This window comes from Anabaena sp. EIM26, assembly GCF_057568715.1.
Window position 1 is genome coordinate 2,477,741 of the sequence record NZ_CM172472.1, and the last position, 14,950, is coordinate 2,492,690.

Genomic DNA, 14,950 nt, shown 5'->3' on the forward strand with positions numbered 1-14,950 from the left:
AGCCGATTAAAAAAGCGCAGTAGATAGATTTTTTACCTTGTTTGAAGAATTCTATCAAAGTCAGAAAAATCACGAAACAGCAAAAATTGATGAATTCGTTTCATGACCATAAAAATTACGGCGTAGGTTGGGTTGACACAAGGAAACCCAACAATATTAATAACACTACAATTACAGCCCAAAAACCCTGTATCTGTTCACATTATCTTTTGGATCATTTCAAATTTTACACCTACCCATCCACGCGTTTGAAGACTCTAAAACTCTTAAGGAATTCTAATTAAGAATTAAGAATTACAAATTTTCTTCTGGTGTTGGTCTGGGAAAGATTTCTCCAGCTAAGTAAGCGGGAAAATGCTTTTGAAAATATAACCATGAAGTCATATCTTCGCCATCTAGAAAGGCTTTGGGTGCTTGCTTGTATAAAGGAACGCGAGTATTGATTTCTTCTTGTAGTAGTGGTGGTAATTCTGTAAAACCGCCTACTTTGCTGCCAGTAGCACTGTAGATGAGATAACCAGGGCGTGTACCCATTTTCATCCAAGGCAACCATTGACCGATTCTATCCCAACTGAGTTTTAATTCGGTGACGGAAGTTAATTCTGAGTTAACTAAGTCTGCGCTGGGAACTGTGATTTTAAACAATTCTGCGGCTTGATAAATTGGTGATGGACAGTATTCAGCAAACTGAGGATCTTCTGCTAGGGGGTTGGGATAATGGGGAAAGATATCAAAGATAAAGGTGGTGTTTTCTGCTTCTACTTGGACGGGAAGTTTGCCTTTAAACTTGCCTTGTACGGGACTGTTGGCAACGTGCATCACTGATACTGTTTCCCCTGTCCAAGGGTTTTCCCATTTTTGTAAGATTTCATCTGTTTCTGGGTGGAGATAATAAGTTAGTTCTCTGGAGGTAAAATCCCAGCGTCCTTCAGCGGTGAGAATACAGCGACTTACGCTCATGCCGATGATTTTAAATAATAGTTGCCGCTTTTCACCAGGGACAAAGCTATATATTTTACCAGTCCAAACAAGGAAAGTAGATTCGTTTGAGTCTAGGGAGGAACGGGTTTTGACCCATTGTTGAGCATCAATTTCTTGGTTGTAGGCTACCATTTGCTGTTTCCTGATTTCACGACTAATTAATTTTTTTCCACCAAAGTCCAGAAATAGCTATCTGGGGCAATAAAAGAAAAACTCTGTTCTCCAAATTCGTTACTGACTATATTAGTAAATTTTTGTACGTTACTTGCCCTAATCTTGTCAAAATAAGTGTGTATTCCTTGCACTTGGTAGGTGTAAAGGCACATTCCTAAGCTTCCTGGTTGGGCTGCTTCAAAGTTTGATTCTAGGTTGATATGTTCTGGAAAGCGAATGATATAGAGTCTGCCGCTACGTGCTTCCATGAGGTTGGTTTGGGAGGAACGAGGGTCATCAAAGGCTGTAACTATAAATTTTTCTCCCGGATTAAGGTCAAATAATTCTCGACCGGCTAGGGAAGATTCATAGCTGGTTTCTACGTCATCGCGTACACGTAATAGACCTAAAATGTCTTCATAAAAGCGTAGGGTTTCTTTGCTGTCATCTTGAACAACTAAGCCTAGATGGGTAATTTGGCTGGTGCTAAAGGCTGCATGATGATTAATTTTTCCATAATGGGGCATGACATAGCCAAAGCGTTGAAATAACACTTGTCGAGTTAGGGGTTGCAGTAGGAGCATTTCCCGGACTCCAATGGCAGGATCTATAAAAGGATGGCTTTTTTGGTCTTTGTTGTAAATGACTTCCCAGTAAGGGTATGAGTATTTGATGGTTTTATCAGTGATTTTGGCATTTTCGGCATGATTTAAGATACCTAGTAAGTCGGCGGTTAAGGTGGTAGTCCAGCGATTACCTTTAACTTTCATGGAACTGATGCCCAATCCTTGATTTGTGGGATTTTGCCAAGTCATGAGCCGAATTAAACCATGATCTGCGTCTTGATGGTAAAGACGGATGACTTTTAAGGGGGAATTTACCCAATATAGTTGATAGGCTGCTTCTGCGGTTAGTTCTCCTATTTGCCCGATGCGATAACCGAATTGTTGCCAATATTGAAGTGCTGGAATTGGATCGGGAACACCAATGCAGACTTCATAGATACCTTGAATTGCGGTAGTTATTTTTTGATTCATGGGAAGTTTAGAATAATTCGTAATAGTGCTTACAGTCGCGCTAGGGATACGTAATTACCATTCAGTCAAGGGTTCAGGTTTTTCAGTGGGTGGTTTATTTACGCTGCTCTGTACTTATGAATATCAAGTACGGGAGTTTCTCTGGAGGTAGATTAGGAGTTTTATGCTTGTTGAGAGATATAGGCAAATCTAAAATCCCAATTTGGTATAAATTAGTATTTTGAATGGTGTTTTCAGTCAGGATATCCTATTGTACTGTGTGAGCTATGCTAAATCATGAGCGATCGCTGACTACCTATGATTCTGCCTTGTTAAATAAAATAGTCTCTCAGGTCTGCCAAGTCATCATTACTATTCAAAAACAGCAGCCAGAATTATTACTTGAAAAGTATAGAAAAGTTCAGTGGCAAAATAATTCTAATCAATCGGCTTTGAGTGCCAAATTCATGGATTTATTAAGCCAAACTCAAAGTTGGGAGGAATTACTGCAAAAATTGCAATTATATCTCAGAGCAATTTTTGTTGCTGAAGCTTTAAACTCACCAATATTATCAGAATTAATTGCTAATGTTCGCCAATTTAATCCAATTATTTCTGAATTAAATGGCTCATTAAATACTATATTCACTCCGGTTTTACAACCCGTAGGAATTGCTGTTTTACTTTTAGATGCTGAGAATTTACAAATTAATACTAATACAGAGAAGTTTTTGGCTACTGTTTGTAATAGTCCGATTCAAGTGAAAATTGCTTTTGCTAATTGGGTTAATCGGGGAAAGTTAGATATAGAATTACATGAACGTGGCTATGATTTGATTCATGTTCCTGCTGGCAGAGATAATGCAGATGGCAAAATGATTGCTTTTGGTTCTTCAATTCATGAGCGATACCCAAATGCTAAGGAAGTTTTGGTTTGCTCTTCTGATAAAGTAATGACTAATTTATGTAATAATTTACAGCAACATGGGCTAATAGTATATCAAGTAAGTCAACATGGAGAAAATATTAATTTATTCAATAACTCTACAGGTGAGACTACAAATTATAGAATTAAATCGCTGCCTGAAGTTCCATCACTTGAGCAATTTATTCGACAACTGAAAAATTTAATTCAAGATGAACAGAATTTAAATGCAAGTTATTGGATTAAACTTTCTCAAATTTCTAAATTGTATAAAATTAAATATCAGTTGAATATTAGCCATATTGTTTCTCAATATTTACCTGGTAAAAGAGCAAGAGATATATTTGTTAATTATCCTGCTGATTTTGTGATTCATCAAATTGATGATGTTTCAGAGTTATATGTAACTGTTTTTGATCACAATCAAGTTCAAACAGAAGATGGTAAAATATCTGAAATAGATAAAAATAAACAGCTACAATCTTTAACTGGCATCACTTCTAAACAAGATTTAGAAAAAGCGTTGAATATTATTCTCGATGAATTAATAGAAAAATCTGTTCATGACTATTTTGATATTAGTATTTTGGCGAGTAAGTTTAAACAAAAATATGGTAAAACGATTACGGAGCAAATTCAAGAGTTACAGCTAAGTGGTACTTTTGTCAAATTTTTACAGTCTTGTAATAATTTTCATCTTCAACAAAAAGATAAAAAATGGGAAATCGGTAAAGTTAATATTGCTACCCTTTCATCTATTTCCTTTTCTCATATCAATTCTGCATTTGATTTAGAACAGGTAATTAAGATGATTCTGGCAGAGTTCACCCAAGATTCTAAAAGCAATTTTGTGGATATTGGTATTTTAGGTGTTAAATTTAATCAAAAATATAATAAACCAATAACTAAACAAATGAAAGAATTAAAAATTAGTGGTAGTTTTATTAAATTTTTGCAATCTTGCAGTTCTTTCCAAATACAGCAAAAAGGTAATAAATGTATGGTGTCGCTTTCTGGAATCAGTAAATAGTCTTAAGAAGAACCCCACCCCCAACCCCCTCCTCCTTCGGATTCACCAGTCGCCTACGGTGGGAAACCCGCCTACAGCGCTGGTTCACCGCAAGCGAGGAGGGGGCTATGTATAATAGATATGTTGTGTAAAGAAATGTAAATATTGTGATGCTGGATAAAGTTATTGTCGTTGTTGGTGCTACTGGTGGGATTGGTTCTGCTTTAAGTCGTCAACTTGCACCTACTGGGGCTAAGTTGGTACTAGCTGCTAGAGATGGGGTGAGTTTAGCAACTTTGGCAAATGAGTTACCAGGGGAAGTGTTGTCAGTTCCTACTGATATTACTCAACCGGAACAAGTGGACGCATTAATACAAAAAGCTGTAGCTAGATTTGGTCAAATTGATGTTTTAGTGAATGCGGCTGGAGCGGGTGTTCTTAAGCCCTACAACAATATCGAACCGGCTGATTTAGACAAAATGCTGGATTTGAATTTAAAAGGCTGTTTTTATACGAGTCAAGCTGCTGCCCAAGAGATGCAAAAACGTAAATCTGGTCATATCTGTAATGTGGTAGGAATTCTGGGTAAGCATTCGATGGCTATGGCTGCGGCTTATTCTGCTTCTAAGTTTGGTGTTGTGGGTTTTAGTAAGTGTATGGCGGAGGAGTTGAAGCGTTTTGGTGTGAAGTTCACTTTATTCTATTTTGGTGGGGTAGATTCTCCTTTTTGGGATCAGGTGAGTTTGAAGGTGGATAGGAAAAAAATGCTGAGTTGTCAAACTGCGGCTAATGCTATTTTTTATGCGCTATCTGCTGAACCGGAAGCTGTACCGATGGAAATTAATATTCAACCTGATAGTCATTTATTTTTCTAGATTCAGAATTATTGCTGAGGACGTAAGCGTAAATTGAGCATATGAGGCAAAATTTACTTATATAAGCTGTTGCTCTGGATTTTCAGAAATTATGCTCCAAATTGATCACGTTCACTTCTATGTAGAAGATGCCCAAGGGTGGCGAGATTGGTTTGTCAATTATCTGGGGTTTAAAGCAGTAGCGGGTTCGATGTTTCCTACCCCTGTTAGTCAGGGAAAATTGTTTCACACTTGTACGGAAGTTGTGAAAAATGGCAATGTCTACTTTTTGCTGTCTTCACCTTTGTTACCGACTAGTCCTGTGGCTGAGTTTTTTCGTCATCATCCTGCTGGTGTGGCAGATGTGGCTTTTGCTGTGGCAGATGTGGAAGCGGTTACGGCTAGAGCGATCGCTCAGGGTGCTAAACTTTTGCAACCTGTCCAGCATGATGTATCGATCAAATACGCCAAAATTGCGGCTTGGGGTGGGTTAACCCATACTCTGATTGAAAGAAAAGGAGATGGGGAAATGGGGGATAATGATACATCACCCCATACTTTTACGGCTATAGATCATGTGGTTTTGAATGTGGCAGTTGGTGATTTAGAGGCTGCTGTCAGTTGGTATCAAAATATTTTGGATTTTCGACCCCAACAAAGTTTTAAAATTCAAACTAATCGCTCTGCGTTGCATAGTCAGGTGATGATTTCTCCTAATGGGAGGGTACAGTTACCGATTAATGAGCCGGCTTCGCCTAATTCGCAAATTCAGGAGTTTCTGGAAGTGAATCGGGGGGCAGGAATTCAACATATTGCTTTACGTACTTCTGATCTTGTGAGTGCGATCGCTCAATTTCGTAAAACTGGTCTATCTTTCCTTTCTGTTCCCACAACTTATTACTCACAACTACAGCAGCGTCTAGATTTTCCTTTATCAGCCCAGGAACTGCGAGCGATCGCTCAACAAGAAATATTGGTTGATTGTCAAAAAGATGCTCCTCTAGGGGCGTTGCTGCTGCAAATTTTCACTCAGCCGATTTTTGGCAAACCGACTTTTTTCTTTGAGTTTATTGAACGTCGTTCTCAAGCGGTTGGTTTTGGTGAAGGTAATTTTCGGGCTTTATTTGAAGCTATTGAAAGCGAACAAGTTAAACGCGGATTTGCTAGGTGATAAGGAGGTAGGAGGCAGAGGAGAAGAATTTTTCCCAATCACCAATCACCTGTTACCAATCACCTATTACTGAGATAATGTGAAAAAAATTAACATAATTTGCTAATGCTGAGACTAATTACTGATTTTGACGGCCCGATTATGGATGTTTCTGAGAGGTACTATCGTGTTTATCAATTATGTTTACAGGAAACGCGATATCCTGATCAAGCGGTGACAGAACTTTCTAAAGCAGAATTTTGGCAACTCAAGCGATCGCACACTGCCGAAAAATATATTGCCTTAAAATCTGGTTTAGATGAACAACAGTCCCAAAAATTTACCCAAATCCGCAAACAAACAGTACATACAGAGCCTTATTTTCAGTATGATAGCCTCGTCCCTGGTGCAATAGAAGCCCTCACCAAAGTTCAACAAGCAGGAATTGATTTGGTTGTGATGACCATGCGCCGGGTGCGAGAACTGGACTATGCTATTAATAAATACGATTTAAGCAAATTTTTCCCAGAAAATCGCCGTTATTGCCTCAGTAACGACTATGTGAAAACCCGCGACATAGAAGATAAACCCCTGTTAATGGCTAGAGCTTTAGCAGAACTTCCCCCCGCTGCTGATACTTGGATGGTGGGGGATACAGAAGCAGACATCACCGCAGCGAAGACACATGGCATTAAGGTCATAGGTGTAGAAAGTGGAATCCGCGATCGTACACAACTAGAACTTTATCAACCTGACTTAATTGTTAAGGATTTGAGCGCAACTTTAAAGATTATCAGAAAGTAAGGGAACACCAGAAAATAAATTATTCAATCTTGTGGCATGGGCATCCTACCCGTCCTTGATAATTTGCGGGCTTTTCGGCCTGCACCACAAGAAATTTTTGTACATTTTTTTATCTGGAAGTCCCTAAGGTGAGCGGGTGCAAAGGATCATCATTTTGCGCCTATGGTAAGGTGAATAACCCAATGACCAATCACTAAATTAGTGCCTAAATTGTGTCATGATGATAGCCTATGAGTGTCGCAGATTGAGAACGGTGTAATTAGGCATGGATTATCGGGATGCAGGCGTTGATGTTGAAGCGGGTAGAGCCTTTGTAGATCAAATTCGCAATTTGGTTCACAGCACCTTTAGACCGGAAGTAATTGGCGGATTAGGTGGCTTTGGTGGCTGCTTTCAACTCCCTACAGGTTACAAAGAACCCGTTTTGGTGTCTGGGACAGATGGTGTCGGTACAAAGCTAAAAATAGCCCAAATTCTCAACCGCCATGATACCGTCGGGATTGATTTGGTAGGGATGTGTGTTAATGATGTGCTGACATCGGGAGCCGAACCACTATTCTTTCTAGATTATGTGGCAACTGGTAAGTTAGACAAAGAGCAGTTAACTCAGGTTGTGGCAGGTATAGCTACTGGATGTAAATTGGCTGGTTCTGCTTTGTTAGGAGGCGAAACAGCAGAAATGCCTGGTTTTTACCAAGTAGGTGAATATGATTTGGCTGGTTTCTGTGTGGGAATTGTGGAAAAAAGCCGGATGCTAGATGGTTCTCAAGTGCAAGTTGGGGATGTGGCTATAGGTTTAGCCAGCACTGGGGTTCATAGCAATGGTTTGAGTTTAGTCAGAAAAATTGTCAGCAATGGTGGCTTTTCTTGGGATGACAACCCGGAATTATTAAATGGGGAAACTATTGGTGAGACTTTCCTCACTCCTACTCGAATTTATGTTAAACCTGTTTTAGCGGCGTTGAAAGCTGGGTTAGAAGTTCACGCTATGGCTCACATTACTGGTGGGGGTTTGCCGGAAAATTTACCTAGATGTCTGGGAACAGGCCAAGCAATCAAAATTAATCCCAATAGTTGGACTATTCCCTCTATGTTTCAGTGGTTAGCTGAGGCTGGCTCTGTGAGCGCTGAAGCTATGTATAATACATTTAATATGGGGATTGGATTTGTGGTGATACTACCACCGCACCAAGTGGAACAAGCTATTAACCATTTTCAATCACAGGATATTCCCGCTTATGCAATTGGTGAGGTTGTGACTGGGACAGGGGAATTGGTAATGGGTGATTGGTGATTGGTGATTGGTAATGGGTGATTGGTTATTACTAGTACAGCATGGCGTAAATAAACCAACCATTCTCAATCGCTAAAAAGCTTACCCCATATTATTTTTGACTTTTGATTTTTGATTTTTGACTTCCGCGAAGCGGTACTAGCCTAAACAGATATAACAGGTATCTAAAATGAACAGAATATCAGTATTTATCCAAACTTACGCAAAATTTTAGACTGTCTTTATAGAAGTAATCAAAAATACTCATGACCATGAGCGTTGAGATTTGCTAACGTAGTCTTAACAAATCTCAAAAATTAATTGCTGTAGCCGATAAAGTAGCGGCCAACACCCAGTGTATATTGATTTTTCATTTATTCAGTGCGGCGTGTTGGTGTCTTAAGAATTATATATTGTTGTTCAGAGGGGGTTATGGTTGTAAATTGTGTCCAGACTACTGCTTCCACAGAACTTTTAAGACAAGTATTCCAGAATATTGATGCCCAAAGTTGTCCTAGTTTATTTAATTTTCATATGCACACGGTCAACTCGGATGGCAGATTGCAGCCGAGTGGATTGATGGAGCAAGCGATCGCAATTGGGCTAAAAGGACTAGCGATTACTGACCATCATACTATTGCTGGCTATCAAGCCGCGCAAGCTTGGTTAGAAGATTGGAAGTGGGGTCATCCCGATTCACATACTCCTCATCTGTGGAGTGGTGTAGAAATCAATGCCAATTTGTTGGATATAGAAGTTCACATTTTGGCTTATGCTTTTGAGCCTGAAAACTCTAGTCTTAATCCTTATTTGCAAAAAAAAGCAACTACAGGTAAACAATATCAAGCAGCTAATGTGATATCGGCTATTCATGATGCTGGTGGACTAGCTGTACTCGCTCATCCAGCCCGTTACAAGCGATCGCACTTCGACTTAATTCCCGCTGCTGTGGAAGATGGAATTGACGGTGTTGAAGCTTTTTATGCTTACAACAATCCCAATCCTTGGAAACCCAGTACTGTTGTATCAGAAGAAGTACAACTTTTAGCGGCAGAATTCGGTTTATTTAATACCTGTGGTACTGATACGCATGGTTTAAATTTGCTGCAACGTTTGTAAGGTTAAAGTTATCTTTTTTATACTCCTGGTTAATTTAGCCAGGGGGTAATTACTACCCATGATTGTGCTAACGCTGATGAAATTCAACTTGTTTTTCTAGGATTTTGACATCATATTGCCCAAAAAAATCATGTCCCAGCAGCCCAATCATCGCTTTGGGTGCGATCGCCACTCTGGCATTCTTAACAACAGCACCACTAACAGCAATTGTTGAGATATTACCAGTTTTGAACTCAACTATACTACCATCGGCAATACTCGCTTTTACCGTTCCTGAAGGTTGAATTTTCAGGGCTGTAGCCATTCCTTGAGTAATCAAAATACCACTCGCACCAGTATCAACAACCATTTCAAAGACTTGATTACCGTTAAAATTAACATCTATAATTGGAGTCTGACCGCTACGACGCTTAATTGGGACTCGAAAAACCTTGGGAGTTGATGGTGGTGGTGTCATTCCGCAGAGTTGTCCCAAACTAACAGTTTTGCCTGATGATGTCACCATAAAACAACCACCAGGATCATTAGCTTTGGCTACAGATGGTACTGTTAAAAACATCATCCCAGATACAGCAGCAATCCCTATCCTTTGCACAGCTTTCATTATTTGTAGTTGCCCTAAATTGCTCGAAAATCCTCTAAATCTAGAATAATCGAAAATATTGATTATACATACAGCAAAATCTCTGAATTTTTACTAAAGTTCAGAAAATCACCGAGCTATGATTAACCGCAGTTCATTTCAAGCATTTTGACTACTGACTCCTAAATTCTCACCTAAAATTTCCGCAGGATCTAGACCTGCACAATGAGCATCAGCAGGAATTTCATGAGGGTCTAAAATGCCTTGAGGTAAGTACACTAATTCTCGTAAAGGTGTCACCATTGGATCATCGGTGACTTTATAAGGTAGTCTTCCCATTGCTACATTATCAAGGTTCAATTCGTGGCGATCATAAACAGAAAGTTCATATTCTTCAGTAAATGATATACAGTTTGTCGGACAGAATTCCACACAGTTACCGCAGAAAATACAAACTCCAAAATCAATGCTGTAATGATTGAGTTTTTTCTTCTTAGTTTCTTTGTCAAATTCCCAATCTACGACCGGCAGGTTGATAGGACAAACACGAACACATACCTCACAAGAAATACATTTATCAAATTCAAAGTGAATTCTGCCTCGAAAGCGTTCGGATGGGATGAGTTTTTCGTAAGGATATTGAACAGTTATAGGACGACGTTGCATATGGTCAAACGTCACCGATAGCCCTTGTCCAATATATCGACCAGCTTGAACACTGTTTTGAACGTAATCGCCAACTTGTTGAATAAATTTAAACATGAAGAATCTAATTGCCGCTAACAATACTCCTAACCTGCACAGTAATAGCTGCTGTTAGTTATAACTTCTGCCAATTGATAGAATTAATATTTATTTGTAGTCAATCTTTTAGTTGTAATAGTTGTAATAATTTATAAATTAAGTCGTACTTCAGCACAAAGAGGCGATCATCTCTCACTTAAGTTGGGTGTCGCTGTTTTTGGGATTCCATACACTGGGGTTATACGTCCACAATGACGTTGTAGTTGCCTTTGGTACGCCAGAAAAGCAAATTTTGATTGAGCCGGTGTTTGCTCAATTTATCCAAGCTGCTCACGGTAAATTACTGTATGGTATGGATGCTTTGTTATCTAACCCAAATAGTATTGCCTATACAGCCTGGCCAAACCAGGCTAACGTCTGGCTACCAGGTTGGTTAGATGCGATTAACTCAGGTACTAACTCGCTGTTTTTAACCATTAGACCCGGAGATTTTTTAGTTCATCATGCGATCGCACTTGGTTTGCACACCACCACACTCATTTGTGTTAAAGGTGCATTAGATGCCCGTGGAACTAAGCAATTTCCTGACAAAAAAGATTTCGGTTTTAACTCTATTTGGACACCTAGTTTGGGCAACTGGTTTTATGTTCCTAATTAGTTGGCGTGGTTATTGGCAAGAGTTGATTGAAACTCTGGTTTGGGCGCACGAACGCACCCCTTTAGCCAACTTAGTTTACTGGAAGGATAAACCTGTGGCTATGTCTATCGTTCAAGGTTGGTTGGTGGGTTTAATTCACTTCACAGTTGGTTATTTTCTCACCTATGCCGGATTGGTCAATACAAAACATTTACCTATCCTCAATTCAAGCGCCATCACTTCTCAGGTGATAAAATTACGCTTTCAAAGATTGGTGATGTAAAAGTAATTGTTCATCGTCAAATACCTGACGGGTTCGATATAAAAACTGTATCTGTGACTAAAAAATCAGATGGTTATTATGTCACATTAAGTCTCGACGATAAAACAGTTCCAACAGTTAAACCTGATTTTGACGTGGATAATATTGTTGGTATTGATGTCGGGCTGATTGATTTTTTTGTTACTTCTGATAACGAAAGAATTTCAGCACCAAAGTTTTTACGCAAAGCTGAACGTAGACTAAAATCAGCACAGCGTAAAGTATCTAGAAGAAAGAAAGGTTCTAATCGTCGTAAAAAAGCGATTAAAAAACTAGGCAAGCAACATAAAAAAGTTGCAGACACCAGAAAAGATTTTCACTTTAAAACAGCTAAATCACTTCTAGATAAATATGACGTGGTAGCTCTTGAAAAATTGAATATCAAAGGACTTGCTAAATCAAGACTGGCTAAAAGTGTAAATGATGCTGGATGGGGACAGTTTATAACCATACTTTCAAACAAAGCCGAAAATGCTGGCTTGAAAGTAATAGCTGTAAGTCCTAACGGTACTAGCCAAGAATGTTCTAGCTGTGGTCATAAAGTTAAAAAGCCACTATCTCAAAGGATGCATAACTGTCCTGTTTGCCATACAAGTATTTGCAGGGACTTAAATGCAGCCATAAACATAAAGAACCGTGGGGCACACGGTCTTAAAGCTCAGGTAATGTCCTCACAGAGGAGTCACTGAGAAGCCCACACTCACCTGAAAGGGAGTGTGTGGAGTATGTCACTATTTAATGGTGCTGTCACACAACCTTATGTAGAAACTGATGCCATCTCCCCTTTAAGTGTCTATGGATGTAGTAAAGCTTTAGCCGAAAAGCGGGTTTTACAAGCTTGTCCTTCATCGCTGATCATTCGCACCAGTGCCTTTTTTCCCACATTCCGCAGATATTAAAGTAAATTTAGGAATTAAAAATTTAGAAAAAGTAAAGCCTGAAAAGATTGCCTAGCAAAGATTTCAGGCTTTTTTGGTAAAATAATAAGCGTCAAATAGAGAAGGGAAAAAACAATGAAAGAGTCAAAAGAGGTCATGAAAATCCTAGATATAGACCATTTAGGAATAGTAGCGGGAATAATAGACGAGATGGAATTGGTAGAAGAAGTGAATAAAATGGTGGGAATAAAAACAAAAGAAATTCTCACACCAGGACAAGTAGTAAAAGCAATGATCTTAAATGGATTAGGCTTTTTAAGCGCCCCATTATATCTATTTGGGGAATTTTTTGTAGGAAAAGCAACAGAACATTTAATAGGAGAAGGAGTATTGCCAGAGCATTTAAATGACGATAAACTAGGAAGAGAACTAGACAAATATCATCAAATAGGAACAACAAAAATATTTACAGCAGTAGCCATAAAATCAGCCCATAAATTCCAAGTAGAAAGCAAGAGTATTCATTTAGATGGAACATCAATGAGTGTAGAAGGAGAGTACAAAAAAGAAATCGAAGAAATAGACGAAACAAAGCAAGAAACAGGAGAAAATAAATTAGAGATAGAAGCAGAGATGAAAGCAATAGAAATAGTGCATAGATACTCAAGAGATAAAAGACCAGACCTCAAACAATTTATCATAGACATGATAGTAACAGGAGATGGAGACATCTCCTTATATTTAAAAGTAGATTCAGGAAATGTAGATGATAAAAGTGTATTTGTAGAAAGATTAAAAGAATTTAAAAAACAATGGACATTTGAGGGAATATGTGTAGCATATAGTGCCTTATATACAGCAGAAAACTTAGCAGCAATGAGAGAAATAAAATGGATAACAAGAGTACCATTAAGTATCAAAGAAGCAAAAAATAAAATCGTAGGCATAAAAGAATTGGAATGGAAAGATAGTCAAATATCAGGGTATAAAATAGCAGCTAAAGAATCAGAATATGGAGGGATAAAACAAAGATGGGTAATCGTCGAAAGTGAAATAAGAAAAAAATCAAGTATCCAACAAGTAGAAAAACAAGTAAAAAAACAGGAATCAAAAGCAAAAGCCTTACTTAGTAAACTATCCAGGCAAGAGTTTGCTTGTCAGCCAGATGCTAAAATAGCAATAGAAAAGTTATCAAAATCCTGGAAATATCACCAAATAAAAGAAATTGAGTACATAGAGAAACCAGAATATAAAACAGCAGGTAGACCAAGTAAATTGACCGAACCAAGTCAAATAAAATATCAAGTTAAAGGTCAAATAGAAATAAGAGAAGAAGTAATAGAAGCTGAAAAAATTAAGGCAGGTAGATTTATATTAGCAACGAATATCTTAGATAACAATGAATTGAGTGATGAGCAGGTATTAGAGGAATATAAAGCCCAACAATCCAACGAGAGAGGATTTAGATTTTTAAAAGACCCGTTGTTTTTTACATCAAGTGTATTTGTCAAAACCCCGGAAAGAGTAGAAGCAATAGCAATGATAATGGGATTGTGTTTGTTGGTCTATAACCTCGCACAAAGAAAGTTAAGACAAGAATTAGCTAAATTCGATGATGGGATTAGAAATCAAGTTAATAAAATCACAAATAAACCGACAATGAGGTGGGTATTTCAGATGTTTCAGGCTGTACATTTGGTAATTATAAATGGACAGAAACAAATGAGCAATTTAACAGAGGAACGTGAAAAGATTGTTAGATACTTAGGAAAGAGTTGTAGTAAATATTATCTAATTACTTGATGTGGTTTATTTGACCGAAAAAGATGCAGATAGTTCAAGGGTAAAATTAGTAAATATAAATTTTTAGCGAAGATGTAAATATTCTTGGCTGTAATTGTCATGTTTATTTTACCCGAAATTACTAATTTAATATAGAGAGAGAAGATATTTTAAAACCTCATAAAATGAAGTTACTTAATATGCTCTATTTTTTGGCAAACAAAGTTAAACTCAACCAGAAAAATTAGGCAGATAAAATTTTCCTGGCTGGAATTTTTCAAAAATATCAATAATCTAAGTCACATCTGCGGAATGTGGGTTTTTTAGTCCTTGGGATGAGTATAACTTTGTGACTATTGCTCTACGTCAACTCAGTACTGGAGAGGAGTTTTTAGCAGCAGCAGATATTATAGTTTCCCCTACCTATGTACCTGATTTAGTTCATGCCAGTCTTGATTTGTTAATAGATGATGAAACTGGGTTGTGGCATTTAGCTAATAAATGTGAAATTTCCTGGGCAAACTTAGCACGGTTAGCAGCAAAACAAGCGGGTGTGAGTGTGAAAAATTTAATTGCTTTACCTACACGACTACTTAATTTAGCTGCTCCTCGTCCAACTTATAGCGTTCTTGGTAGTAGTCGAGGTGAGATAATGCCTGGTCTAGAAAGTGCGATTTCTCGATATTGCGAAGAATGGCAAATATAAAATTAATAAAATAA

14 protein-coding genes and 1 pseudogene are annotated in these 14,950 nt (G+C 38.1%); 11 read left to right on the forward strand and 4 right to left on the reverse strand.

Annotated features, from left to right (window positions below; translation table 11 throughout):
* Positions 1–294: 294 nt before the first annotated feature.
* Both AC012T_RS10725 and AC012T_RS10730 read right to left on the reverse strand, forming a co-directional pair.
* Positions 295–1,113: a DUF1838 domain-containing protein gene (locus AC012T_RS10725; RefSeq protein ID WP_487065547.1), complete on the reverse strand. Its 819-nt coding sequence runs from the start codon at positions 1,111–1,113 to the stop codon at positions 295–297.
* Positions 1,114–1,139: 26 nt separating this feature from the next.
* A complete protein-coding gene (locus AC012T_RS10730; protein ID WP_487065549.1) occupies positions 1,140–2,171 on the reverse strand; it encodes a VOC family protein in 1,032 nt (343 codons plus the stop codon).
* Between the two features lie 266 nt (positions 2,172–2,437).
* Here AC012T_RS10730 and AC012T_RS10735 point away from each other — a divergent pair, with 266 nt between their 5' ends.
* The 6 genes from AC012T_RS10735 (at position 2,438) to AC012T_RS10760 (ending at position 9,284) form a co-directional block, all read left to right on the forward strand.
* Complete coding sequence (locus AC012T_RS10735) at positions 2,438–4,105, forward strand: NYN domain-containing protein (RefSeq protein WP_487065551.1); 1,668 nt, start codon at positions 2,438–2,440, stop codon at positions 4,103–4,105.
* A 149-nt stretch (positions 4,106–4,254) separates the two neighbouring features.
* On the forward strand, positions 4,255–4,959 hold the full coding sequence (locus tag AC012T_RS10740; protein ID WP_487065553.1) for an SDR family oxidoreductase: 705 nt from the start codon (positions 4,255–4,257) through the stop codon (positions 4,957–4,959).
* 91 nt (positions 4,960–5,050) lie between these two features.
* Complete coding sequence (hppD, locus tag AC012T_RS10745) at positions 5,051–6,109, forward strand: 4-hydroxyphenylpyruvate dioxygenase (RefSeq protein WP_487065555.1); 1,059 nt, start codon at positions 5,051–5,053, stop codon at positions 6,107–6,109.
* Between the two features lie 105 nt (positions 6,110–6,214).
* Positions 6,215–6,892 carry an HAD family hydrolase gene (locus AC012T_RS10750; RefSeq protein WP_487065557.1) on the forward strand — a complete coding sequence of 226 codons (678 nt, stop codon included), beginning with the start codon at positions 6,215–6,217 and terminating at the stop codon, positions 6,890–6,892.
* 265 nt (positions 6,893–7,157) lie between these two features.
* Positions 7,158–8,186: a phosphoribosylformylglycinamidine cyclo-ligase gene (gene purM, locus AC012T_RS10755; RefSeq protein WP_487065559.1), complete on the forward strand. Its 1,029-nt coding sequence runs from the start codon at positions 7,158–7,160 to the stop codon at positions 8,184–8,186.
* Between the two features lie 411 nt (positions 8,187–8,597).
* Positions 8,598–9,284, forward strand: a complete 687-nt coding sequence (locus tag AC012T_RS10760; protein WP_487065561.1) for a PHP domain-containing protein — start codon at positions 8,598–8,600, stop codon at positions 9,282–9,284.
* Between the two features lie 67 nt (positions 9,285–9,351).
* Here AC012T_RS10760 and AC012T_RS10765 read toward each other — a convergent pair whose 3' ends face one another.
* Positions 9,352–9,888 carry a retropepsin-like aspartic protease family protein gene (locus tag AC012T_RS10765; RefSeq protein WP_487065563.1) on the reverse strand — a complete coding sequence of 179 codons (537 nt, stop codon included), beginning with the start codon at positions 9,886–9,888 and terminating at the stop codon, positions 9,352–9,354.
* A 138-nt stretch (positions 9,889–10,026) separates the two neighbouring features.
* Positions 10,027–10,629, reverse strand: a complete 603-nt coding sequence (gene ndhI / locus AC012T_RS10770; protein ID WP_487065565.1) for an NAD(P)H-quinone oxidoreductase subunit I — start codon at positions 10,627–10,629, stop codon at positions 10,027–10,029.
* Between the two features lie 145 nt (positions 10,630–10,774).
* Between ndhI and AC012T_RS10775 the strand changes: the two are divergent.
* From AC012T_RS10775 to AC012T_RS10795, 5 genes and pseudogenes are all read left to right on the forward strand, one after another.
* Positions 10,775–11,531: pseudogene (locus tag AC012T_RS10775) on the forward strand (hypothetical protein); the annotation flags it as partial.
* Positions 11,519–12,259, forward strand: coding sequence for an RNA-guided endonuclease InsQ/TnpB family protein (locus tag AC012T_RS10780; protein ID WP_487066551.1), 741 nt, complete (start codon positions 11,519–11,521; stop codon positions 12,257–12,259). The pseudogene AC012T_RS10775 and the gene AC012T_RS10780, both read left to right, overlap by 13 nt.
* Positions 12,260–12,295: 36 nt before the next feature.
* Positions 12,296–12,469: a sugar nucleotide-binding protein gene (locus tag AC012T_RS10785; RefSeq protein ID WP_487065567.1), complete on the forward strand. Its 174-nt coding sequence runs from the start codon at positions 12,296–12,298 to the stop codon at positions 12,467–12,469.
* 114 nt (positions 12,470–12,583) lie between these two features.
* Positions 12,584–14,251 carry an IS1634 family transposase gene (locus tag AC012T_RS10790; RefSeq protein ID WP_487065569.1) on the forward strand — a complete coding sequence of 556 codons (1,668 nt, stop codon included), beginning with the start codon at positions 12,584–12,586 and terminating at the stop codon, positions 14,249–14,251.
* Positions 14,252–14,579: 328 nt separating this feature from the next.
* The gene (locus tag AC012T_RS10795; RefSeq protein WP_487065571.1) at positions 14,580–14,936 is read left to right on the forward strand and encodes a sugar nucleotide-binding protein; all 357 of its coding nucleotides are present in this window, start codon (positions 14,580–14,582) and stop codon (positions 14,934–14,936) included.
* The last annotated feature ends 14 nt before the right edge of the window (positions 14,937–14,950 follow it).